Here is a 20,910-nt window from a genome sequence, read left to right as displayed (position 1 = left end):
GGGGCGGGTCCGCCGCACCCGCCCGCCGTCGAGCCGCCGCACCCCGCCCTGTGCGGTCGCCCCGCCCGACTCCTTGTCCACAGGCCCACCACGACCTCCTCCGCACCCGACCACGGACCGATAACCTTGGACCATGCCTGACTCCGTGCCCACGCCGTCCGCCTCGCCCGCCACCCCCGCCGGGGAGCACTGGCCCGCGCCCGTCGCGCGGCAGCCGGTGCGCGCCCGCGTCTCCCTGCCCGGATCCAAGTCCGTCACCAACCGGGCGCTGATCCTCGCCGCGCTCTCCGAGACGCCGTGCGTGGTGCGCCGCCCCCTGGTAAGCAGGGACAGCGAGCTCATGGTGGACGCCCTGCGCGCCCTGGGCACCCGGGTCACCGAGATCCCCTCCGACGACCCCGGGGTCCCGGACCTGTCCGTCACCCCGGTGGCCCCCCGGGGCCCGGCCAGCGTGGACGTCGGCAACGCTGGCACCGTCATGCGCTTCGTGCCGCCGCTGGCGGCCCTGGCCTCCGGGGACGTGCGCTTCGACGGCGACCCCCGCGCCCGTGAGCGGCCGGTGGACGAGCTGCTCGGCGCCCTGCGCGCCCTGGGCGCCGACATCGACGACGAGGGGCGCGGCGCCCTGCCGATGACCATCCACGGCACCGGTGCCGTGCGCGGCGGCGAGGTCACCCTGGACGCCTCGGGGTCCTCCCAGTTCGTCTCCGCGCTGCTGCTCAGCGGCGCCCGTTTCACCGAGGGCGTGCACGTGCGGCACGAGGGCCCACCGGTCCCCTCCCAGCCGCACCTGGACATGACCGTGGAGATGCTGCGCGCCGTGGGCGTCCGGGTCACCACCGGCGAGAACTCGTGGAGGGTGGAGCCCGGGCCGGTCCGGGCCTCGGAGATCACCGTCGAGCCCGACCTCTCCAACGCCGCGCCCTTCCTGGCCGCCGCCCTGGTCAGCAAGGGCGAGGTGACCGTCCAGGGGTGGCCGGAGCACACCACCCAGCCCGGCGACGCCCTGCGCGATCTGTTCACCCGGATGGGCGGCGAGGTCTCCCGCTCCGGTGCGGACCTCACCCTGCGCGGCACCGGCGAGATCCACGGGATCACCGCCGACCTGCGGGACGTGGGCGAACTCACCCCCACCATCGCCGCCGTGGCGGCCCTGGCCGACTCCCCCTCCCGCCTCACCGGGATCGCCCACCTGCGCCGTCACGAGACCGACCGCATCGCGGCGCTGGCCGCCGAGATCAACCGCCTGGGCGGGGACGCGGAGGAGCTCTCCGACGGGCTGCTCATCCGGCCCCGGGCCCTGCACGGCGGGGTGTTCCACTCCTACGACGACCACCGGATGGCCACGTCCGGCGCGGTGATCGGGCTCGCGGTGCCCGGGGTGGAGGTGGAGAACATCGCCACCACACGCAAGACGCTGCCCGACTTCCCGGGCCTGTGGTCGGAGGTCCTGGCATGAGCCGCACGCGGGGCGGCGGACGCCACCTGGACGAGGACGACATCCGTGTGCGCGCCCGGGGCGGCTCCAAACCCCGCACCCGTAACCGGCCCAAGCACGAGAACGCCGTGGAGGGCCTGGTCACCGCCGTGGACCGGGGCCGGTACCGCTGCCTGGTGAACGGTGTCCCCGTGGTGGCGATGAAGGCCCGCGAGCTCGGCCGCGGGTCGATCGTGGTCGGTGACCGGGTGGACGTGGTCGGTGACCTGTCCGGGAGACCCGACACCCTGGCCCGCGTGGTGCGGGTGCGCGAGCGCGCCTCCGTGCTCAGACGCACCGCCGACGACACCGACCCGGTCGAGCGCGTGATCGTCGCCAACGCCGACCAGCTCGCCATCGTCTGCGCCCTCGCGGACCCGGCACCGCAGCCGCGCTTCGTGGACCGCTGTCTGGTCGCCGCCTACGACGCCGGGCTGGAACCGCTGCTCTGCCTGACCAAGGCCGACCTCGCCGCACCCGACGAGATGCTGGGCACCTACAAGCCGCTCGGGCTCCCCTACGAGGTGCTGAGCCCGGAGGGTGACCTCGACGAGCTGCGTTCCCGGCTGGCGGACCGGACCACGGTGTTCGTGGGCTCCTCCGGTGTGGGCAAGTCCACTCTGGTCAACCGGCTGGTCCCGGGCACGGACCGCGCGGTGGGCCACGTGAACGCCGTCACCGGCCGTGGCCGCCACACCTCCACCTCCGCGCTCGCGCTGCGGTTCGAGGGCGGTTGGCTGATCGACACCCCGGGCGTGCGCAGCTTCGGCCTGGCACACGTCTCCCCGGAGGAGATCGTGTCGGGGTTCCAGGACCTCTCGGAGCTCGCCGCCGACTGCCCGCCCGCCTGCTCCCACCAGCCCGACTCCCCGGAGTGCGCCATCGGCGCGGCGCTGGCGCGCGGCGAGGTGGACGCCGAACGGGTGGCCTCACTCCGCAGGCTCCTCAGCAGCCGCGAGGGCGACGACGACACCGAGAACGCCCCGCCGACCGGCCCCCACTCCTGACGTCCCGGCGAGTGGTCGGAGGCGGTGCGCGCCAAGGGGCCACCCGAGAACTCAGGCGGTCCGCGCTCCGGTGTAGTCGGCGGGCAGGCGGTGCTCGCGGCCCCAGGCGCCCAGGGGCTCCAGCGCGCGGTTCAGGCTGCGGCCGAGGTCGGTCAGCGAGTACTCCACTCGGGGCGGGACCTCCGCGAAGTCCTCACGCCGCACGATCCCGTCGTCCTCCAGCTCGCGCAGGTGCGAGGCGAGCACCTTCTCCGTGATCCCCGGCAGGGCCCGGCGCAGCTCACCGAACCGGTGCGGCCGCTCGTCGAGCGCCCACAGCACGAGCACCTTCCACTTGCCGCTCACCACGTCCATCGCGGCGTCGATCCCGCAGTGATACCCGAACTGCCCCTGTTTGGCGGCCATGTCCCCACCCCGTTCACCTGCTCGCTTACCCCGAAGTGCGCGCCCACTTCGAAGTGCGTACTTGTCCCGCTTCGAGCGCGGTACAAGCCTAGACACATGACCAACGACAACAAGCCCCGCGTCGTCCTGCTCGGACTCGGCGCGATGGGCACCGCCCTCGCCAAGGCCTGGCTGAACGCCGGGCACCCCCTGACCGTCTGGAACCGCACCGCCGCACGGACCGAGCCCCTGCGCGCGCTCGGCGCCGACGTGGCCCCCACCGCCGCCGAGGCCGTCGCCGCCGGAACGCTGGTCATCACCTGTCTGATGGACGACGCCTCCGTCGGCACGGCCCTGGACGGGGCCGACCTCGTCGGCAAGGACCTGGTGGACCTCACCACGGGAACCCCGAAGGAGGCGGACGCCCGCGCGGAGTGGGCGCACGACAGGGGCGCCCGCTTCCTCAGCGGCGGCATCATGTCGAGCCCGTCGATGGTGGGCGTCCCCGAGGCCGGGGGCTACGTGTTCTACAGCGGCTCCCGCGAGCTCCTGGACCGGTACGAGTCCGCGCTGGCCGCCGTCCTGGGCGTGCACTACACCGGCTCCCGCCCCGGCTCGGCGGCCCTGTACGACATCGCGCTGCTGAGCGCCATGTACGGCATGTTCGCCGGGGTCACGCACGCCTTCGCCCTGGTGCGCGACGAGGAGATGCCCCTGAAGGAGTTCTCGGGTCTGCTCACCTCGTGGCTCACGGCGATGCTCATGTCCAACGACACGGTCGCGGACCAGCTCGACAGCGGTGACTACACCAGGGACGTGCAGGCCAACCTGGCCATGCTGGTCTCCGGCTTCCGCACCTTCGAGGTCGCCGCGCGGGAGCAGGAGGTGGACTTCCGCCTGCTCGCGCCCTACCTGGAACTGTTGGAGGAGCGTCTGGGCCAGGGATACGGCGACGAGGGCACCGCGGGTGCCGTCGGACTGCTCGCGAAGCGCTCCTGACCGGCCTCAGAGGTCGACGGTCCCGCCGCAGCGCCAGTAGTGGGTGCGGTCGCTCTCCATGAACCCCTCGTCGACGAGGCTGCGGCGCAGCACCACGTGGTCCGCGCTGTACCGGCGCAGGACCCCGTTGAGCTGGTCCTCGGTGTAGCGCACGCCGGGTTCGAAGGCCCGCGCGACGTGGTCGAGGAGGACGAGGCGGTCGGGGCGCCGGACGGGGACGGACGTGATCCTGCCCCGGGGCATGTACGCGCGCAGCACCTCGGCGCGTTCGGCCCGCCCTGGCCGCTCCGTCACCCGCGCCTCCTCACGGTCCACCAGCAGCATGCCGTGCACGACCGTCTCCACCCGGTGGGCCGCCTGGTCGGGGTCCACGGGCTGGAGCGCGTACGAGACGGTCAGTCTCAGGCTGACGTCCGCCACCGCCTCGGCGGTGGCGGGCGGCACCTGCGGGCAGTGCTCCGCCAGGGTCCAGGCGATACGTTCCCGCAGCGCGTCCAGGAGCGGCGCCGCCCGGGTGGTGAGCACCGGGAGGAGCTGGTCGTCCCCGGTGACCACCGCGCGCAGCAGCGGATTGTCCCGCGCGGCGAGCAGGACCATCCGGGTGGTGCGGCTGACCGCGTGGGCGGGGTCGTGGCCGTCGGCCGCCAACATCGCCTCGACGGTGTCCAGGAGCGCGGTGACCTCCCTCACCACCACCGCCTGGAGAAGGCCCTCCTTGCTGCCGAACACGTTGTAGAGGGTCTGCCTGGACACGCGGGCGGTGGCGGCGACGTCGATCATCCGCCGCTCGCCCCAGTGCCCCGCCAGCACCTCGGTGTAGGCGGCGTCCATCAGCCGTTCACGAACCCCGGTGCCCTCCCGGGGCCGTTTCTCTCCGCTCACCCCACCATCCTCGCACCCGCTCCCCGGGGCCGTCCTCCCCCTAACACTCTGGTCACGCCGGGGGCGGCGCTTTGGGCATGTTCGTGCCCGGGACGGTAGCGTTACCGGCCATGGTGTCCTTTGACGATGATCTGCGGCTGGCCCACGTGCTCGCCGACGCTGCCGACGACATCGCGGTGAAGCGGTTCCGCGCCCTCGACCTGGTGGTCGACACCAAGCCGGACCTCACCCCGGTGACCGAGGCCGACCGCATGGTCGAGGAGACCCTCCGCGGGGTGCTCTCCCGCGCCCGACCGCGCGACGCGGTCGTGGGCGAGGAGTACGGCCGCAGCGGCAACAGCAACCGCGTGTGGGTCATCGACCCCATCGACGGCACCAAGAACTACGTGCGCGGCGTCCCCGTGTGGGCCACGCTCATCGCCCTGCTGGAGGGCGACCGCCCGGTGGTCGGCGTGGTGTCGGCCCCGGCGCTGCATCGCCGCTGGTGGGCCTCGAAGGGAAGCGGCGCCTGGACCGGCCGCAGCCTGTCCAAGGCCTCCCGCTGCCAGGTCTCCAAGGTCCAGGAGCTCTCGGACGCCTCGCTGAGCTTCTCGTCGTTGAGCGGCTGGGAGGAACAGGGGCGGCTGGAGTCGTTCCTGGGGCTGACGCGGTCCGTGTGGCGGACCCGCGCCTACGGTGACTTCTGGTCCCACGTGATGGTCGCTGAGGGCACGGTGGACATCGCGGCCGAGCCCGAGCTCTCGCTCTGGGACGCGGCCCCGCTGCCGATCATCCTGGAGGAGGCCGGCGGTCGCGCCACCAACCTGCGCGGCGACGGCTTCGAGGACGGCGGCCCCCTGGTGTGCACCAACGGTGCCGTCCACGACCAGGCGCTCACCTGGCTCAACGGCGGTCCGACCCCGTTGCGCCGTCCGGAATAGCCACCGGCAACCACGAAAAGCACCTGCGCGATTACTTTCAGTAGTAGCGTGCGCTGTGTGCTGACCAAGACAACGCATCGACGCCGCGCTGTCGCGTTGTGCGCGGCGGCCCTCCTCCTGGCCACGGGGTGCGGCCAGGGCCACGGCCACACCCCGCAGCAGCTCAGCGAGATGATCGCGGACACCGTGCGCGACTCCGCCGCCTCGGGCCCGCTCGGGCTCGGCGTGCCCGACACCCTGTTCGACCCCGCCCGCTACACCTGCTCCCCCGCCGTGGACCCGGGGCTCCCGGGCGGCTGGCGCAGCGAGGCCCCCCGCAAGGCCGTGGCGGACGGGGATCCGGTGGAACTGGGTCTCTCCGACTCCGAGGGCGGGCACTCCGGCCCGGTCGCCGCCACGGTGACCGACCCCGCCGGGGAGAGCTCCACCGCCGAGGCCGATCCGTCCGGCGGCGACTGGGCCCGCCTGGACTACCCGGACGCCTTCGACGGTGCCGCGGATCTCACCACCGGCGTGTACACGGTGGTGTGGTCGGACGCGGGCACCGGAGCACCCATCACCTGCGACGGCTTCGAGGTCGAGTAGGCCGCCCCCTTCGTCGTGACCCCGTGTGGCCGGGAACGGCCAAGAGAATAATCCTCCCGGTCTGAACCGAAACCCCCCGCAATGGCGATGGGTCTGGTGAAACCCCGCGCAACGCGGGGCGACCCGGCGCCGCCCCTCGCCGCGCCGGGCTCCACAGACACACGGGAAGGGGCTCCATGCTGCGTTCCCTCAAAGCTGGGATCGTGCTGGCCTTCGCCGGTTCCCGAGCCAACGTGGCCCGAACCATCCTCTCCTGCGCGGGCATCGTCGTCGGTGTCGGCGCCCTCATCATGGTGGTCACCGCCGGCGAACTCGGCCAGCGCTACGCCACCGCCTTCGGTGAGGCCAACGCCGGTCGGGCGGCGACCATGGAGGTCACCGTCTTCGACAAGGTCACCGACCTCGACGCGTTCGAGGAGGACCTCGGCCGCGCGGGCGGGCTGGAGGTCTCGGTCCACACCCGGTCCGAGTCCCCGCCTCCGCTCCGCCAGGGCGACCAGGTCTTCGGCGACGTCGACATCATCGGTGTCGACGTCGCGCTCGGTGACATCCGCCGGATCAACCTCACCCAGGGCCGGTGGTTCACCGAGGCCGACCTGGAGTCGCGCGCACCGGTGCTGGTGGTCAACGAGGCCCTGGCGGAGGAACTGGGCGACTTCGCGGACGTCCAGCTCGGCAACGGCCGCTGGTCGGACGTGCGAATCGTCGGCGTCACCCAGGGTTCCGTCTACGAACGGGGCTGGTACAGCGCCTACCTGCTGAACGCGCCCTCCACCGGGGAGATCCTCTTCGGCCCCGAGTGGTCCCCCGAGAGGCCCACGGCCTCACAGGTCACCTACGTGACGCGGATCGACCCCGCGGACTCCGCCGCCGCGGAGATGGACTTCGGTGAGGAGTTCACCGACCGCCTCGTCTCGGCGAGCTGGCGCTGGGGGGTCGACAGCCGGGACAGCCTGATGGCCTACCGCACCGACAACTCGGAGATGACCGACGAGCTCATCGGCTACCTCTCGATCGGGCTGATCGGGGTCGCGGTGATCACCCTGTCCACGGGCCTGCTCGGCGTCCTCAACGTCGGACTCGTCACGGTCCGGGAGCGGCGCCGGGAACTGGCCACCTACCGGGCGCTCGGCGCGAGCCGGTTCACCCTGTTCGTGGCCGTGGTGATGGAGGCGGTGGTGGTCGCGGTCGTCGCCGGTCTGATCGCCCTCGCCCTGTCCTGGTTGCTGGTCGCCGTGGCCTCGGTGGTCATCGGAAACCTCATGTGGCTGCCACCCGACATCAGCATGACCGTTCCGCCCTCCGCCGCGCTGGTCGGACTGGGCAGCGCGGCCGTCGTCGGGCTCTTGGCCGGGATCATCCCCGCGATCCGGGCGCTGCGCGCGTCCGTCGTCGCCGGGCTGCGGGAATAGGAGACACAAGTGAAGAAGTGGATCATCATCGGCGCGGCCGTCACCCTGGTGCTGGGACTGCTCGGTTCGGGCTACTTCCTGCTGTCCAGCTTCGGAGGTTCCGGAGCGGACGAGGAGGAGTTCCTCGGTGAAGCGGCGGTGGACGTCGGCGGCGCCCCGATCGAGGTCGAGCTGGGCACGGTGAGCTCCCTGCTGGTGCTCGACGCCACGGTGCGCCCGGAGCCGGGCAGGGCGCTCAAGGCCCCCAAGGGCGGCACCGTCACCCACCTGTGGCTGAACAACGGCGACGCGGTGGAGAACGGCGCTCCGATCATCAACGTGAAGGTGCCCGCCGAGACCACCGCGGGCGCGGACGAGGAGGGCGAGGAGGCCGCCGCCTTCACCGAGGTCTCCCTGTACGCGCCCACGGCCGGGACGATCAAGGGCATGGGCGACGTGCAGGTCGGTGACGTCCTGGAGCCCGGCGCGACCGTGGCGACCGTCGCCCCGGACCAGTTCCGAGCAGTGGCCACGGTCCCCGCGAACGACCTGTACCGGCTCTACGAGGACCCCGACGACATCATGCTGAAGATCGACAAGGGTCCGCCCGCCTCGGAGTGCTCGTTCATCTCCCTGGGTTCGGGCGAGGGCGGCGCTCCCGCCGAGCAGTCCGCGCAGGACGAGTTCGGGGAGGAGACCGAGGGTGGCGGAGGCGGCGCCGAACTGTCCTGCCGCGTCCCCGCCGACCTCCAGGTGTTCGACGGCGTCCAGGGGCAGATGTCGGTGAGCACCGGCGAGGCCGAGGACGTCGTGGTCATCCCGGTGACCGCCGTGCGCGGCACCTCCGAGGAGGGCGAGGTGCTTGTGGTGGCCGAGGACGGCTCCGAGGAGCCCCGCGAGGTCACCCTGGGCCTGTCCGACGGCCAGTTCGTCGAGGTCACGGGTGGTCTGGAGGTGGGCGACACCATCATGGACCCGGTGCCTCTGGACCCGCGCTTCGACGTCCCCGGTGCGGAGTCCGAGGAGGACTTCGACGAGGAGCTCCACGGGATGGGTGGCTAGATGACCGCCGACGCTCCCTACCCCTCGGTCGTGGCGCCGCGCCGACCCGGCCCCCCGCTCCTCCAGGTGCAGGACCTGACCAGGCACTTCATGGTGTCGGGGACCCGGATCGACGTGCTGCACGACTGCACCTTCGACGTCGCCCGGGGCGAGGTCGTGGCCATCGTGGGCCAGTCGGGGTCGGGCAAGTCGACCCTGCTGAACGTCCTGGGTCTGCTGGACAAGCCGAGCACCGGCTCGTACGTGTTCGACGGCGTGGAGACCACGCCCCTGCGCGAGGGCCGGATGTCGCGGCTGCGCGGCGACGGGATCGGTTTCGTGTTCCAGCAGTTCCACCTGCTGGAGCGGCGCTCGGCCCTGGCCAACGTGGGCGTTCCGATGGTGCTCGGCGGTGTGCCGGTGCTGCGCCGCCGCAGCCGTGCCAAGGAGCTGCTGGAGTCGGTGGGGCTGGGGCACCGCCTCAACTCCCAACCGCACCAGCTGTCCGGCGGTGAGCAGCAGCGTGTGGCCCTGGCACGGGCGCTGAGCCGGGAACCCGCGCTCATCCTCGCGGACGAGCCCACGGGCGCCCTGGACGCGGCCAGCAGCACCATGATCATGGACCAGCTGATCAACCAGGCCCGGGAGCGCGACGCGGCGGTGGTCGTGGTGACACACGACTCCAAGGTCGCTGAGCGCGCCGACCGCGTGGTGGAGCTGGTGGAGGGCCGCACCCGCTGAACCGGACCCCGGTGCCGCCTCTTCCCCAGGCGGCACCGGGGAACGCTCCTTTCCCCATGGCGTGGGAACACGAAGAAAGCGCCGGGTGGATTCCTCCACCCGGCGCTTCTCTTTCTTGGTAGCGGGGACAGGATTTGAACCTGCGACCTCTGGGTTATGAGCCCAGCGAGCTACCGAACTGCTCCACCCCGCGTCGTTGTGATCTCTACTTTAGGGCCTTTCGCCCCAGGTGGCAAATCGGCTCTTTGTGAAACTGAACCGATCGGAGATCCACCCGTTCGTCCCGGTCAGCTTCCCGACCAGGCCTATTGGCTACTCTACCAGGCTTTCCTCGCGGTCCGCACCGGCATTTTCGCCGCGCACACATATTGGCGACCGAAGAGCCACCGATATGCGCTTCCCGAATCACCTGTCGGAACAGATGGCCGGGAAAAGCACCGGACCCGGGATTTCTCCCGGGTCCGATCTTGGTAGCGGGGACAGGATTTGAACCTGCGACCTCTGGGTTATGAGCCCAGCGAGCTACCGAACTGCTCCACCCCGCGTCGTTGTGTCTTCAGATTAGCGCGCCCCGGCGGGAAAGCCAAATCGACCTGCGCGGGCCCTCCCCCGCCCGGCCTCCCGCGCCCCCGGACACGGGAACGGGGCGGGACCCGGCAGGTCCCGCCCCGTCGTACTCGGCGCCCCGAGGGGCGGTCGGTACGGCTACGGACTAGTTGCCCGCGGCCTCCTCCAGGGCCTCAAGGGCCTCACGCAGGCGCTCGTTGGCCTCGTCGTTCGACTCCTGGGCTTCCTCCCAGGCCTCGACCGCCTCGTTGAGGGCCTCGGTGAGGTCACTCGGGTCGCCTCCGCCCGAGCCGCCCTCAGAGGTCTCCTCCTCGGAGGTGCCCTCCTCCGTCTCCGGGTCGGGCAGCGGGCCCTCTCCGCCCTCGAACAGGTTGTTCAGGGCGTCCTGGAGGTTGCTGCCGATGGCGACCTCCTCGCCGAAGCCGACCATGACCTGCTGGAGCAGCGGGAAGGACGCGGCTCCGCCACCACCGGCCTGCACGTAGAGGGGCTCCACGTAGAGCAGGCCGCCGGCGAACGGCAGGGTCAGCAGGTTGCCCCGGGTCACCTCGGCGTTGGACTGCTCCAGCGGGAGCAGGACCTCACGCACGTCGGCGTCCGAGTCGAACGCGTTCTGCACCTGGCCGGGACCGAAGATCACCGTGCTCCGGGGCAGCTCCAGCAGCTTGAGCTTGCCGTAGTCCTCGGACTCCGGGTTGCTGTCCACCGCCATGAACGCGGCCAGGTTCTCACGACCGCGCGGCACGAACGTCGTGGTCAGCGAGAAGCTGGGCTCGTCGGCACCGGGGTAGTTGATGGTCTGGCGGTAGGGCGGCTCGGAGACCTCGCCCTCCTGGGTCGGGTCGTTCGGGACCGACCAGAAGTCCTGACCGCCGTAGTAGGCGGCGGCGTCGGTGACGTGGTACTCACGCATGATCTCGCGCTGCACCTTGAACAGGTCGTCCGGGTAGCGCAGGTGCTGGACGAGCTCGTCGCTCATCTCGTCCTTGTCGGTGATGGCGCCCGGGAAGGCACCCTCCCACGTCTTGAGGACCGGGTCCTCCTCGTCCCAGCCGTACAGGGTGACGGTTCCGTCGTAGGCGTCGACGGTGGCCTTCACCGAGTTCCGGATGTAGTTGACCTCGTTGCCGGGCAGCGCGCCGACCTGCTGCGCCGAACCGTCGGTGAAGGTGTCGGTCACCGCCTGCGTGAAGTCGATCCGGTTGGCGTACGGGTAGCCGTCGGACGTGGTGTACCCGTCGACGATCCACAGGACCCTGCCGTCGACGACCGCCGGGTAGGGGCGGCTGTCGACCGTGAGGAAGGGAGCGACCTTCTCCACGCGGTCCAGCGGGTCGCGCTCGTAGATGATCCGCGAGTCGCTGGTGATGGCGCTGTTGAGCAGGATGCTCGTTTCCTGGTACTTGATCGCGTACAGGATGCGGTCGAAGAAGTTGTTGAGCTCGACGCCGCCATCGCCCTCGTAGCGGTTGTACTCCTGGGAGTCACCGCCGGTGCTCTCCTCGGCGCCCTCGTCCGTGGCCTCGGCGTCCTCGGCGGGGGCCTCCTCTGCGGGACTCTCCTCCGCGCCGTCGGCGGGCGCGCGGGCCTCGTCCGGGCTCGGGCTCGCGTCGACCGCGTCCTCCAGCGTCGGGACCTCGGGTTCGTCCGAGGCGGGGTCGACCGGGTGGTCGTACTCCTCCTCCGCCTGGACGATGACGTACTCGGCGCCCTCGCGGCCGTAGTAGATCCTCGGCTCGTACTCGCCCGCGACCTCGCTCAGTTCACCGCGCGGCGGGATGTTGTACTCGGTGAAGACCGGACGGCCCTCGTTGTCGATCAGGTTGCCCGCGGCGGCGACCATGCCGAAGCCGTGGGTGTAGATCAGGTGGCGGTTGAGCCAGTTGTCCTGGTCGGCGGGCGGGCCGTCCAGCTCGCGGACCGCGACGATCGTGTCGATCAGGTTGCCCTCGGCGTCCGGGTAGCGGTCCACCTCCAGCACGTCCGGGAACTGGTAGAAGCCTCGGACCTGCTGCATCTGCTGGAAGGTCTGCGAGACCACGGCCGGGTCGGCCAGACGCACGCTGGGGATGGTGTCGGCCTCGGCCGCCAGCTCCTGCGGGGTGAGCTCCGTGGTGGCGTCGTAGGTCTCCACCTCGGCGTCGGCGATCCCGTACGCCTCGCGCGTGTTCTCGATGTTGCGCTCGATGTACGGGCTCTCCAGGCGCTGCTCGTTCGGGTCGACCTGGAAGCGCTGCACGATCTCGGGGTAGGCCACACCGACGACCACGCCGGACAGCACGAGCAGTCCGAGGGAGGCCACCGGGATCATCGTGTTCTTGAAGACGATGTTGGCGAAGAACAGGACCGCGCAGATCACCGAGATGACGGTGAGGATGGTCAGGGCGGTCTTGACCGCGTTCACGTCCGTGTAGGAGGCACCGAACGTGTAGCCGCGGTCGGAGAACACCAGCCCGTAGCGGTCCAGCCAGTAGGAGCCCGCGCGCAGGAGTACGAACAGGCCCAGCAGCACCGACAGGTGCACGCGGGCGGCAGGGGTGGCGCGCTGCCCGGAGTCGTTCTGGAGGCGGACGCCGCCGTACAGGTAGTGCACGATCACGGCGGCGATGAAGGCCAGGATGACGGCCGCGTACAGGTAGCCGAGCAGGATGCGCAGGAACGGGTAGGTGAACGCGAAGAACGCGACGTCCATGCCGAACTCGGGGTCGTTCACCCCGAAGTCGACTCCGTTGACGAACTGCAGGTAGGAGCGCCAGTCACCGCTGGCGGCCGCTCCGGCCAGGAGCGCCAGGGCGCCGACGGCGATCCAGAAGAAGAGCTTGCGGTGCGGGTCGATGGACTGCCGGTAGCGGTCCAGGCCCTGCTGCTCCAGACTCATCGGTCTGACACCGGGCCGGGCCCGGTACGCGAAGAAGATGCTCGCGCCGACGATGACGGCCATCACGAGCGCCGCTACGGCGAAGAGCAGGACCCGGGTCCACAGCTCGGTCAGGAAGACCGAGGTGTAGCCGACGGAGCTGAACCACTTGAAGTCGGTCCAGAAGTTCGCGGCGAACATCAGTCCCGCGATGATAACGACCACGGTCGCCGCGACTGGCGCGAGCAACCTTGATCGGCGAGGCATACGCGCAGGTGGTGCGCCGGGCGATCGGAAGCTCACGCCTCCCCCTCGTTCTGGCTTGGTAGGTGCGTTGGTTGCGCGTGTGGCGCCTTCATTACTGAAAACTTAATCGGTGGCCGTCGGGTTCCCGAAATCACCCTCCACCCGGTGACAAGGCTGCATCGTTGGTGTATCGGAGTCGCAACCGGAGGGCACCTTGCGACCCTACTGCCGCCGAACGGGCCCGGCGAGGTTCCCACATCGGGGACCATGGAAACGTGTCGAACATTCGCGAAGCAGTCATGGACCTGGAACGCCACGCCGCCGAGCAGGGGTGGGACCGCCCGTTGGGCCTGTACGCCCTGGTCCCCACCTCGGAGCTGCTGGCGGCGGAGCCCGCTCTGGCGAGCATGCTGGGGATCGCCTCCCCGGCCGACCCCGACGAGCTGACCCCGGTCGAGCAGGAGGCGCTGTCCCCGGACGTGCCGTTGGAGGAGGCGTTGGGGCGCATCCTGTGGCCGGAGGGCGTGGCCGGGTGCGCACTGGTCATGGAGCGCCTGGTGGTGAAGGGCTCGGACGAGACCCTGGCCGCCGGTGAGGACCCCTCCGCCTCCGGCAAGGAGACCGAGGAGATCCGCATGGTCGCGGGCGTGCTGCGGGACGGTTCGCGGCACTGCGCCATGCGGATGCGCAGCCATGACAGCGAGACCGAGGTGCTCAACGGCCCGGACCTGATCCCGGCCCTGACCTCAGCGCTCGCCCTCACCCTCGACCTGGACGAGGAGCTCCCCGAGAAGGAGAGCTGACCCCACCCGTACGAAGGACCCCCGGACCACACGGTCCGGGGGTCCTCTCATACCCACATGTTCGCCTCAGCCCCAGGCGTGCTTCCTCTCTGTACGCCCCAACCCCTCTGCAAAGGCGCCGAACACGCATCGAAGCGAAGCGGAGATGCAAGGAAAACACTGCTACTCGCAGCGCGGCAGTTCGCCCTCTCCCCCGCGGATGACCTCCAGGGCGTCCATGGCGTCGGTGAGGGTCTCGACCCGGACGACGTCGAGGTCGCCGTAGGCGGCGGACTGGGAGATCTGGGAGCAGCTGTCGGCGGCGACGAAGAAGTACTCGGCGCCGTCGCGCTTGGCGCTCACCATCTTCTGCGGGATGCCACTGACCCCGCCGACCTGGCCGTCGGAGGTGATGGTGCCGGAACCGGCGATCCTGGCTCCTCCGGTGATGCTGTCCTCGCTGAGGCGGTCGATGATGCCCAGGGAGAACATCATGCCCGCGCTGGGGCCGCCGATCTCGCCCACGGAGATGGAGATGTCGACGGGGAAGTCCATGTCGTCCGCGATGAGGACGCCCACGGCGGCGTTGCCCTCCTCGCCCGCGACGGTGTCCATGTCGACCTCGACCTCCTCGCCGTCGCGCTCCAGGACGAGGGAGACCGGTTCGCCGGACTCGCGGTCTCCGACCCGTTCGACCACGTAGGAGCTGCCGACCAGTTCCTCGGTGTCGGCCCCGGTGGTGTGGGTGGGCACCTTCTCGCCGTCCACCTCGATGATGCGGTCGCCGGGCTCGACGACGCCGTCGGCGGGCATGTCCGCGACGGTGTCGGCCACCAGCGGGACCGCCTCGTAGTCGATGTTGAGCTGGTTGAGGGCGGCGGCGGTGGCGTCGGTCTGCGAGTCGTTCATCTGGACGGTCTGCCGCTCGGTGACCTCCTCCTGGGAGCGTCCGGCCGGGAACAGCAGTTCCTCCGGCAGGACGGCCTGGCTCGGTGAGAGCCACGCGGTCACCAGCGTGAAGAGGTTGAGCCGGTGGTCCGGTCCGCCCGCGTACTGGACGGTCACCATGGAGAGCGATCCGTCGTGCTCGTAGTTCTCGGCGCCCTCGACACCGATGACGGGCACGCCGTCCTCCTGCTGTCCCAGGGTGTCCAGGGTGACGCCCGGGGCCGCGACGAGGTAGGGCATGGGCAGGTGGAGACTGCCGTACCCGAGCCCGGCAAGCAGGACGAGAGCGGCGACAAGGGTCATGACACGACGAACCATGCTGACACCTTAGAGCCCTTCGGGACCTGGACGGGAGGACTCAGGGCGAGCCGACCCACTCCGTCCCGCCGTCCTCGAAGGCCTGGTTCTTCCAGATGGGCACCTGGGCCTTGAGGTCGTCGATGAGCCTGCGGCAGGCCGCGAAGGCCTCCTCGCGGTGGGCGGCGGAGGCCGCGACGACCACGGCGAGGTCACCGATCTCCAGGTCCCCGACGCGGTGTGTGGCGGCCATCCGCACGACCGGGCGGTCCGGGGCGGTGGTGTCGCTCAGCACCTTCTCCATGACGACGCGCAGCTGCGCCTCGACGGTCGGGTGGGCCGAGTACGAGAGGGCCGCGACGTCGCGCCCGTGGTCGTGGTCGCGCACGGTGCCGATGAAGACGGCCGTGCCGCCCGCCCTGGGGTCGGCCACGGCCGCCAGGACCTCGTCGACGGACAGGGGCGTGTCGCGTACGGCCGCGAGAGTGATCTGATCCACCCGGGAACCGTATCAAGCGGCACGGATCAGGACTTCCCGCGCTTGCGCAGATGGCGGATGGCGGCGGCGGTGCCGATGGCGGCGGCCGCCGCACCGGCCGCGCCGGCGGCCGTGATGGTGACCTCCTTGCGTCCGAGGCTGCGCCCGGCGATGGCGTGCTTGCCGCTCTTGGAGTCCAGCAGGGCGGCCAGCGCCGACTCGTTGTCGTGGTCGGGCTTCCACCCGGCCTCGCGCAGGGAGGCGCCGTCCACCACGCAGGGGTAGACGAGGAACTTGATCTCTCCGGCGGCGGCCGGGGTGATGCGGGCCTGGTGGAGGCGGCGGACGGCCCCGAAGGCGAGGTTGGCGGGCACCTCGAAGTGCTTCATCCCCGCGATCTCCTCCACCTCCCCCTGGGTGAGTGAGCCCTCGCTGGCCACGGCGACGACCCCGTCGGTGCCGGTCACCTCGTGCAGGGCGCAGAAGGCGAGCGCGGAGGCGAGGTCGTCCTCGTGGCAGAACTGCCAGTGCTGTTCGTGGCCCTTGACGGTGAGCAGCCGGGGCGCGGAGAAGTGGCGGCTGAGGAGGGTGTCCAGCTCGGGGCCGACGAGCGGCGCGGGGCGCACCACGGTGACGCTCAGGCCCGGGTGGGCCCTGCGGGCGCGTTCGGCCAGCTCCTCGACCTCGGCGAAGTCGCCCATGAGGCCCTCGCTGTTGTCCGAGACGCGGGTGGCGTTCTCGGGCAGCGGGACCGGGTTGTCGGGGGCCGCGCCGTAGACCATGGTGCTGGTGATGAGGAGGACGCGCGGGACGCCCGCGGCGGCGGCCGCCGTCAGGACGGTCTGCGCGGCCCGGATGTTGTGCGCCCGGCGCGACGACGGCCTGGTCTCCAGCGAGCGGTCGTCGGCGGTGTGCACGAGGACGTCGATCCCGTGCAGGCGGGAGACCAGGCCCGGGTCCTGGACGTCCGCGATGCGCCAGGTCACCCCGCGCAGGTCGGCGAACTCGTCGTCGATCGCCACGACCTCACGCGCCGAGATGGAACCTTCTGGGGCGGCCAGGCGTTGCACGAGGAGTCGGCCCACTCCGGAGGCGGCACCGGTGACCGCCACCACCATGCCCGCCCGATCCGAGGGGCTGTGCTGTGGGCGAACCTGGCTGCTTTCGGTATTCACTCCGGGCGACTCCCAGCTAACGTGACAGTGGAGACCAAACCTAATCCTGCCTGAGGTCTGATTGTGAGCGACCTGCCTTTCGGTTTCAGCATGCCGAACGATCCCGATGACGAGTCCGGACGCCGTTCAGGCGACTCCGGCTCGGGTGCCGGCAGCGGCGGCCCGGGCGGGGGGAACCCCGGAACACCGGACGGATTCCCGTTCGGTGACCCGCAACAGATGGCCAACATGCTCCGCCAGTTCGCGGACATGATGTCGTCCCAGCCCGCCCCCGGTGCGCCGGAGGCCGGTCAGACGTCCCCGACGTCCGGCATCAACTGGGACATGGCCAAGAACATCGCGCGGCACGCGGTGTCCCAGAAGGGGGACCCGAGTGTGCCGCCCGCCGACTACGCACGGATCGAGGAGGCACTGCGCCTCGCCGACCTGTGGCTCGACCAGGCTACCGACCTGCCCTCGGGGCTCCAGACCGCCCAGGCCTGGAGCCGGTCGGAGTGGATCGAGAAGACGATGGACTCGTGGGCGCAGCTGTGCGACCCGCTGACCGCCAAGACGGTCCAGGCCATGGGGCAGAACCTCCCTGAGGAGATGGCTTCCATGGCCGGTCCGCTGCTGGGGATGATCCAGCAGATGGGCGGCATGATGGTCGGCCAGCAGGCCGGTCAGGCCATCGGTGAGCTGGCCCAGGAAGTGATCGGAACCACCGACATCGGCCTTCCGCTGGCCGGTGAGGGCAACGCCGCCCTGCTGCCCTCGGGGGTGGCCCGCTTCAGTGAGGGCCTGGAGATCCCCGAGGACGAGGTGCGCCTCTACCTCGCCGCCCGTGAGGCGGCCGTGCACCGCCTGTACTCGCACGTGCCGTGGCTGCGTTCCCACGTGTCCCGGCTGGTCGAGGAGTACGCGGCCGGGATGTCGTTCGACGTCAGCGGCCTGGAGGACAAGCTCGGCGGGGTCGACCTCTCCAACCCGGAGGCGCTCCAGGAGGCCCTGTCCGGCGGGCTGGGTGGCGAGGGACTGCTCCAACCGGAGGACACCCCCCAGCAGAAGGCCGCGCTGAAGCGCCTGGAGACCACCCTCGCCCTGATCGAGGGCTGGGTGGCGACCGTGGTGTCCTCGGCCGTGTCCGAACGGCTGCCGCAGTCGGGCGCCCTCGCGGAGACCACCCGGCGCCGCCGCGCCACCGGTGGGCCCGCCGAACACACCTTCGCCGCCCTGGTCGGCCTGGAGCTGCGCCCGCGCCGTCTGCGCGAGGCCGGAGCCCTGTGGGCCGCGCTGGAGGAGGCCCGTGGTGTGGAGGGCCGGGACGCCGTGTGGCAGCACCCGGACCTGATGCCGACCGCCGACGACCTGGACGACCCGGACGCCTTCGTGCACGGGCGCAGCGAGTTCGAGGGCACGGACTTCGACATCTCGTCGCTGACCGACCCCGACGGCTCCGAGCGCCCCCGGCCCGGCGACGACGACGAGGACGGCAAGTAGGTGACTCTGCACGCCGACGCCCGGTCGGTGCTGGACGCGTGGACCGCGCCCGACGCCGACCAGGAGCAGCTGCGCCGCTCCTACCTGGGGCACCTGGACGCCCACGGTGACGCCATGTGGCGTACCTGCCTGCCCGGGCACCTGACCGCGAGTTCCGCGATCGTCTCCGCCGACGGTTCCCGGGTGGCCCTGGTGCTGCACCGCGTCCACCGGATGTGGTTGCAGACCGGGGGCCACTGCGAGCCCGAGGACACCACCCTGGGCGGCGCCGCGCTGCGGGAGGCCACCGAGGAGTCCGGGATCCGGGGTCTGACCCTGCTGCCGGAGCCGGTGCGGCTGGACCGCCACGCGGTGCCGTGCGGCGGGGGCAGTTTCCATCTGGACGTGCAGTACGCGGCGGTGGCTCCGGCCGACGCCGTGCTGGTCCGGGACCCGGAGGAGTCCGCCGGGCTGGACTGGTTCCCGGTGGAGGCCCTGCCCGAGCCCAGTGACGACTCCGTCCGGGCCCTGGTGGACGCCGCCGTCCGCGCGCACCGGCGGATCACCGCCGCGAACTGAACCACGAGGGGCCCGCCCGGAGGAGATCCGGCCGGGCCCCTCGTGGTGCGTACCCCCGACGCCCGACGGAACGGAACAGACCATGCACCTCCGGCCCGCTGTGAGGCGTTCGCCGTGTCCCTGATCACCGTGGTCGGCATGCTCGGCGGGCTGGTCCTGGTCCTGTTGGCCAGACGGGTCCGCAAGGCGGCCGACAGCCTCCTGGCCGACGAACGCGCCGGGCTGGTCGGTCCGCGTGAGGTCGCCCGCGCCCGGGTGGAGCAGAAGCGGCGTTCGCTGCGGCTCGGGCAGGGTGTCGTCGGGTTCATGGGGGTGCTGCTGGTCGCGGTCCTGGGCCGTGCCGCCGTCTCGGGATCGTGGGGCGGGACCACCACCTACTACGCCGCCGTCTTCGGGGTGCTGCTCGTGGTGAGCGCCGTGGTGCTGGTGCGCGTCGCCGCCGACGTCAGGGCCTCCGAACGGGAGCTCGACGCGTCGGGTGACTGAGGGACCCTCTCACCCGACACTCCACTCGATGTACAACTTCCTGTACATTGGGAGACGAGAACTTCGCTCTGGCACTCAGGAGGAACCGTGACCAAGACGATCACCTACTCCGACTCCCGTGCCCACTACGCGGCCACCATGGACGCGGTCGTCAACGACCGCGAGGAGGTCATCATCACCAGAGCCGGGCACGAGCCGGTCGTGATGATGGCCCTGTCCGAGTACGAGTCACTCAGAGAGACCGCCTACCTCCTCCGCAGCCCCGAGAACGCCCGCCGTCTGGTCGACGCCATCGAGCAGGTGGAGTCCGGGCACGGAATAGAGCGGGGCCTCGCCGAATGAAGCTCGTCTGGGCGGAGACTGCCTGGGAGGACTACGTCTGGTGGCAGGGCCAGGATCGCAAGGTCCTGAAACGCATCAACGTGCTCATCAGGGACATCGACCGGCATGGCAACGAGGGCATGGGGAAACCCGAACCCCTGCGCCACGGGTTCCACGGCTACTGGTCGCGCCGCATCACCGACGAGCACCGACTCGTCTACCGGCTGCACGAGGACGAGATCCGCATCGTCGCCTGCCGATACCACTACGGCAAGTAGGCCCTACTCCTCGAAGGCGACCTCGTCGGGTTCGAGGGCCTCGTCCGGGTCCTCGTCGTCGCGGTCGGAGCGGCTGCCCGCGCTGAACCCCTCCAGGTAGCCGCGGGCGCGGTCGGCCTTGGGGTAGCGCCGGACCAGGTCCCAGAAGTCGCGACCGTGGTGCGGGATGCGCAGGTGGGCCAGCTCGTGGACGAGGACGTAGTCCACCACCCACGAGGGCATGCCGGCGACGCGGCGGGAGATGCGGATGGTGCGGGTGTCCGGGGTGCAGGAACCCCAGCGGGAGTTCTGGTTGTCGACCCAGCGGACGCTGTCCGGGAGGTGGGTCCCGTCCAGGTAGCGTTCGGCCAGTTCGACGGCGCGGTCCTGGAGTTCGCGGTCACCGGGGTGCCTGCGGCCCTCCCGGGCGCGGAGCTTCTGCAGCATCTGGTCCACCCAGCGCTTTTCCTCTGCGCGGGAGAACGTCGCGGGCACGAGGACGACCGTGGTGTCCCCGTCCCTGTAGGCCGACACGGTGCGGCGGCGACGAGGACTGCGTCGTACCTCGACTTTGGTGTTCGAGGGCACAGTGTTTACGGTATCCGAGGTGGGCCCTCGCGAACAGGTGTGGGTTGTCCGGATATGTGATTTCTTTCGCGCCGTGTCCGGCCCGGGCCTTCGGGGGCGGAATCGGGGTCCCGTCGCGGATTCCCCTCTGACCAGGGGGCTTCAGGCCTGGTGAGACAGGACACACTGGGACCGGATTCGGGGCCTCCCGCTGGTTTTGGTTACACAAACGAGACCGAACGGCGCGTTCCTGACGCCCTTCGGTCTCGTTCGTTCACTCACTTGTCAGTCCGCGTCAACATAGCCTTGACCACGCGATTTCCATGATCGCCTGCTCCGCACGGCGCTCCTCGCGCTGCCGGGCGCGCAGCTGTCGGGCGCCGAGCCGTCTGATCTGAAGGTCGCGGGGCTCCTCGTCGGTGCGCTCCACCATCTGCATGAGTTCCTGCATCATCGTTTCGAGTC

The 20,910-nt window shown here is 70.8% G+C and carries 21 protein-coding genes, 2 tRNA genes and 2 pseudogenes; 14 read left to right on the top strand and 11 right to left on the bottom strand.

What is annotated here, in order from left to right; all coding sequences use genetic code 11:
* The first annotated feature begins 133 nt into the window (after positions 1 to 133).
* Positions 134 to 1,459, top strand: coding sequence for a 3-phosphoshikimate 1-carboxyvinyltransferase (gene aroA / locus AC0VYL_RS04850; RefSeq protein WP_475482436.1), 1,326 nt, complete (start codon positions 134 to 136; stop codon positions 1,457 to 1,459).
* Positions 1,456 to 2,484, top strand: coding sequence for a ribosome small subunit-dependent GTPase A (gene rsgA, locus AC0VYL_RS04845; protein ID WP_475482435.1), 1,029 nt, complete (start codon positions 1,456 to 1,458; stop codon positions 2,482 to 2,484). Before aroA ends, rsgA begins: the two co-directional genes overlap by 4 nt.
* Before the next feature lie 51 nt (positions 2,485 to 2,535).
* Here the strand turns inward: rsgA and AC0VYL_RS04840 are convergent, their stop codons facing one another.
* Positions 2,536 to 2,889 carry a winged helix-turn-helix transcriptional regulator gene (locus tag AC0VYL_RS04840; RefSeq protein ID WP_475459621.1) on the bottom strand — a complete coding sequence of 118 codons (354 nt, stop codon included), beginning with the start codon at positions 2,887 to 2,889 and terminating at the stop codon, positions 2,536 to 2,538.
* 96 nt (positions 2,890 to 2,985) lie between these two features.
* Here AC0VYL_RS04840 and AC0VYL_RS04835 point away from each other — a divergent pair, with 96 nt between their 5' ends.
* Positions 2,986 to 3,867 (top strand): NAD(P)-dependent oxidoreductase, encoded by an 882-nt coding sequence (locus AC0VYL_RS04835; protein WP_475482434.1) that lies wholly within the window; start codon positions 2,986 to 2,988, stop codon positions 3,865 to 3,867.
* Positions 3,868 to 3,873: 6 nt separating this feature from the next.
* Here AC0VYL_RS04835 and AC0VYL_RS04830 read toward each other — a convergent pair.
* Together AC0VYL_RS04830 and AC0VYL_RS04825 are read right to left on the bottom strand one after the other, a co-directional pair.
* A pseudogene (locus AC0VYL_RS04830) lies at positions 3,874 to 4,086 on the bottom strand (DUF2087 domain-containing protein); the annotation flags it as partial.
* Positions 4,087 to 4,173: 87 nt separating this feature from the next.
* A pseudogene (locus AC0VYL_RS04825) lies at positions 4,174 to 4,698 on the bottom strand (TetR family transcriptional regulator); the annotation flags it as partial.
* 161 nt (positions 4,699 to 4,859) lie between these two features.
* On the opposite strand from AC0VYL_RS04825, the gene hisN reads away from it, so the two are divergent.
* From hisN to AC0VYL_RS04800, 5 genes are all read left to right on the top strand, one after another.
* A complete protein-coding gene (gene hisN / locus AC0VYL_RS04820) occupies positions 4,860 to 5,669 on the top strand; it encodes a histidinol-phosphatase (RefSeq protein ID WP_475459615.1) in 810 nt (269 codons plus the stop codon).
* Between the two features lie 57 nt (positions 5,670 to 5,726).
* Positions 5,727 to 6,254 carry a hypothetical protein gene (locus AC0VYL_RS04815; protein ID WP_475482433.1) on the top strand — a complete coding sequence of 176 codons (528 nt, stop codon included), beginning with the start codon at positions 5,727 to 5,729 and terminating at the stop codon, positions 6,252 to 6,254.
* Between the two features lie 176 nt (positions 6,255 to 6,430).
* Entirely contained in the window at positions 6,431 to 7,666 is a 1,236-nt protein-coding gene (locus tag AC0VYL_RS04810) for an ABC transporter permease (RefSeq protein WP_475459610.1), read from the top strand.
* Positions 7,667 to 7,675: 9 nt separating this feature from the next.
* A complete protein-coding gene (locus AC0VYL_RS04805) occupies positions 7,676 to 8,707 on the top strand; it encodes a permuted SH3 domain-containing protein (RefSeq protein WP_475482432.1) in 1,032 nt (343 codons plus the stop codon).
* Entirely contained in the window at positions 8,708 to 9,427 is a 720-nt protein-coding gene (locus AC0VYL_RS04800; RefSeq protein WP_475482431.1) for an ABC transporter ATP-binding protein, read from the top strand.
* Positions 9,428 to 9,543: 116 nt separating this feature from the next.
* On the opposite strand, the gene AC0VYL_RS04795 is transcribed toward AC0VYL_RS04800, so the two are convergent.
* The 3 genes from AC0VYL_RS04795 to AC0VYL_RS04785 form a co-directional block, all read right to left on the bottom strand.
* Positions 9,544 to 9,620, bottom strand: a tRNA-Met gene (locus AC0VYL_RS04795).
* Between the two features lie 275 nt (positions 9,621 to 9,895).
* Positions 9,896 to 9,972: transfer RNA gene (locus AC0VYL_RS04790), tRNA-Met, on the bottom strand.
* A 167-nt stretch (positions 9,973 to 10,139) separates the two neighbouring features.
* Complete coding sequence (locus AC0VYL_RS04785; RefSeq protein WP_475459601.1) at positions 10,140 to 13,118, bottom strand: UPF0182 family membrane protein; 2,979 nt, start codon at positions 13,116 to 13,118, stop codon at positions 10,140 to 10,142.
* Positions 13,119 to 13,372: 254 nt separating this feature from the next.
* On the opposite strand from AC0VYL_RS04785, the gene AC0VYL_RS04780 reads away from it, so the two are divergent.
* The gene (locus AC0VYL_RS04780) at positions 13,373 to 13,900 is read left to right on the top strand and encodes a PPA1309 family protein (RefSeq protein ID WP_475459598.1); all 528 of its coding nucleotides are present in this window, start codon (positions 13,373 to 13,375) and stop codon (positions 13,898 to 13,900) included.
* A gap of 162 nt (positions 13,901 to 14,062) precedes the next feature.
* On the opposite strand, the gene AC0VYL_RS04775 is transcribed toward AC0VYL_RS04780, so the two are convergent.
* Genes AC0VYL_RS04775 through AC0VYL_RS04765 form a run of 3 tightly spaced genes read right to left on the bottom strand, consistent with a single transcriptional unit; the run spans position 14,063 to position 16,717 of the window.
* Positions 14,063 to 15,130 (bottom strand): YlbL family protein, encoded by a 1,068-nt coding sequence (locus tag AC0VYL_RS04775; protein WP_475483471.1) that lies wholly within the window; start codon positions 15,128 to 15,130, stop codon positions 14,063 to 14,065.
* Positions 15,131 to 15,185: 55 nt separating this feature from the next.
* On the bottom strand, positions 15,186 to 15,623 hold the full coding sequence (locus tag AC0VYL_RS04770; protein WP_378748042.1) for a molybdenum cofactor biosynthesis protein MoaE: 438 nt from the start codon (positions 15,621 to 15,623) through the stop codon (positions 15,186 to 15,188).
* Between the two features lie 26 nt (positions 15,624 to 15,649).
* Positions 15,650 to 16,717 carry an NAD-dependent epimerase/dehydratase family protein gene (locus tag AC0VYL_RS04765; protein WP_475462949.1) on the bottom strand — a complete coding sequence of 356 codons (1,068 nt, stop codon included), beginning with the start codon at positions 16,715 to 16,717 and terminating at the stop codon, positions 15,650 to 15,652.
* A gap of 123 nt (positions 16,718 to 16,840) precedes the next feature.
* On the opposite strand from AC0VYL_RS04765, the gene AC0VYL_RS04760 reads away from it, so the two are divergent.
* From AC0VYL_RS04760 to AC0VYL_RS04740, 5 genes are all read left to right on the top strand, one after another.
* Positions 16,841 to 18,256 (top strand): zinc-dependent metalloprotease, encoded by a 1,416-nt coding sequence (locus tag AC0VYL_RS04760; protein ID WP_475459596.1) that lies wholly within the window; start codon positions 16,841 to 16,843, stop codon positions 18,254 to 18,256.
* On the top strand, positions 18,257 to 18,814 hold the full coding sequence (locus tag AC0VYL_RS04755) for an NUDIX hydrolase (RefSeq protein WP_475482430.1): 558 nt from the start codon (positions 18,257 to 18,259) through the stop codon (positions 18,812 to 18,814).
* A gap of 114 nt (positions 18,815 to 18,928) precedes the next feature.
* Complete coding sequence (locus AC0VYL_RS04750) at positions 18,929 to 19,300, top strand: hypothetical protein (protein ID WP_475459591.1); 372 nt, start codon at positions 18,929 to 18,931, stop codon at positions 19,298 to 19,300.
* An 87-nt stretch (positions 19,301 to 19,387) separates the two neighbouring features.
* A complete protein-coding gene (locus AC0VYL_RS04745) occupies positions 19,388 to 19,642 on the top strand; it encodes a type II toxin-antitoxin system Phd/YefM family antitoxin (RefSeq protein WP_475482429.1) in 255 nt (84 codons plus the stop codon).
* Positions 19,639 to 19,899 carry a Txe/YoeB family addiction module toxin gene (locus AC0VYL_RS04740; RefSeq protein WP_475482428.1) on the top strand — a complete coding sequence of 87 codons (261 nt, stop codon included), beginning with the start codon at positions 19,639 to 19,641 and terminating at the stop codon, positions 19,897 to 19,899. The genes AC0VYL_RS04745 and AC0VYL_RS04740 overlap by 4 nt, the downstream gene beginning before the upstream one ends.
* A 3-nt stretch (positions 19,900 to 19,902) precedes the next feature.
* On the opposite strand, the gene AC0VYL_RS04735 is transcribed toward AC0VYL_RS04740, so the two are convergent.
* On the bottom strand, positions 19,903 to 20,466 hold the full coding sequence (locus AC0VYL_RS04735; protein ID WP_475459590.1) for a M48 metallopeptidase family protein: 564 nt from the start codon (positions 20,464 to 20,466) through the stop codon (positions 19,903 to 19,905).
* A 274-nt stretch (positions 20,467 to 20,740) separates the two neighbouring features.
* Positions 20,741 to 20,899, bottom strand: a complete 159-nt coding sequence (locus AC0VYL_RS04730) for a hypothetical protein (protein WP_475459588.1) — start codon at positions 20,897 to 20,899, stop codon at positions 20,741 to 20,743.
* Between the last annotated feature and the right edge of the window lie 11 nt (positions 20,900 to 20,910).

This window comes from Nocardiopsis sp. iso_238 (assembly GCF_056173325.1).
This window is presented reverse-complemented; position numbering and strand designations above follow the sequence as displayed.

Bases quoted from the DNA above. Each gene is read 5' to 3' on its own strand.
- aroA (WP_475482436.1), top strand. From the start codon at position 134: ATGCCTGACTCCGTGCCCACGCCGTCCGCCTCGCCCGCCACCCCCGCC.
- rsgA (WP_475482435.1), top strand. From the start codon at position 1,456: ATGAGCCGCACGCGGGGCGGCGGACGCCACCTGGACGAGGACGACATC.
- AC0VYL_RS04840 (WP_475459621.1), bottom strand. From the start codon at position 2,889: ATGGCCGCCAAACAGGGGCAGTTCGGGTATCACTGCGGGATCGACGCC.
- AC0VYL_RS04835 (WP_475482434.1), top strand. From the start codon at position 2,986: ATGACCAACGACAACAAGCCCCGCGTCGTCCTGCTCGGACTCGGCGCG.
- hisN (WP_475459615.1), top strand. From the start codon at position 4,860: ATGGTGTCCTTTGACGATGATCTGCGGCTGGCCCACGTGCTCGCCGAC.
- AC0VYL_RS04810 (WP_475459610.1), top strand. From the start codon at position 6,431: ATGCTGCGTTCCCTCAAAGCTGGGATCGTGCTGGCCTTCGCCGGTTCC.
- AC0VYL_RS04800 (WP_475482431.1), top strand. From the start codon at position 8,708: ATGACCGCCGACGCTCCCTACCCCTCGGTCGTGGCGCCGCGCCGACCC.
- AC0VYL_RS04785 (WP_475459601.1), bottom strand. From the start codon at position 13,118: ATGCCTCGCCGATCAAGGTTGCTCGCGCCAGTCGCGGCGACCGTGGTC.
- AC0VYL_RS04775 (WP_475483471.1), bottom strand. From the start codon at position 15,130: ATGACCCTTGTCGCCGCTCTCGTCCTGCTTGCCGGGCTCGGGTACGGC.
- AC0VYL_RS04740 (WP_475482428.1), top strand. From the start codon at position 19,639: ATGAAGCTCGTCTGGGCGGAGACTGCCTGGGAGGACTACGTCTGGTGG.
- AC0VYL_RS04730 (WP_475459588.1), bottom strand. From the start codon at position 20,899: ATGATGCAGGAACTCATGCAGATGGTGGAGCGCACCGACGAGGAGCCC.